General features: G+C 74.6%; 1 protein-coding gene. It reads left to right on the plus strand.

Annotation, left to right across the window (positions count from 1 at the left end):
• A partial coding sequence (locus LPA54_RS36100; protein ID WP_228984760.1) for an alpha/beta hydrolase occupies positions 1-543 on the plus strand: 543 nt, incomplete at both ends.

Below are 543 nucleotides of genomic sequence, written 5' to 3' on the forward strand. Positions count from 1 at the left end.
GATCGCCTGGGCCGACTACACCGCGCCCAGCGGGCTCGGCATGGACGCGGCCACGGCGATGCGCGCGGAGGACGGCGCGGACCGGCTGGACGCGATGGTGCGGGGGCTGCCCGGGCTCGCCCCGGTCTCGCTGTTCTGCCACAGCTACGGCTCGGTGGTCTGCGGACTGGCCGCACGGGGACTGCCGGAGCGGGTCTCCGACATCGCCGTGGCCGGCAGCCCGGGGATGCGGGTGGAGCACGCCTCCCACCTGCGCACCACCGCGCGGGTGTGGGCGATGCGGGACGCCGACGACTGGATCCAGGACGTGCCCCACCTGGAGCTCGGCGGACTGGGCCACGGGGCCGACCCGGTGGCCGACGGGTTCGGCGCCCGCGTGCTGTCGGCCCGTGACGCCAAGGGGCACGCCGGGTACTTCGTGCCCGGCACGGACAGCCTGCGGAACTTCGCGGAGATCGGGGTTGGCGCATACACGGCGGTGTCGTGTGCGCACCGGAACGACGCCTGCCAGACGGGTTTGTCCGGTACGACCCCTACCGGACG

Origin of the sequence: Streptomyces sp. DH12, assembly GCF_020873895.1 — a bacterium.
GTDB lineage: Bacteria > Actinomycetota > Actinomycetes > Streptomycetales > Streptomycetaceae > Streptomyces.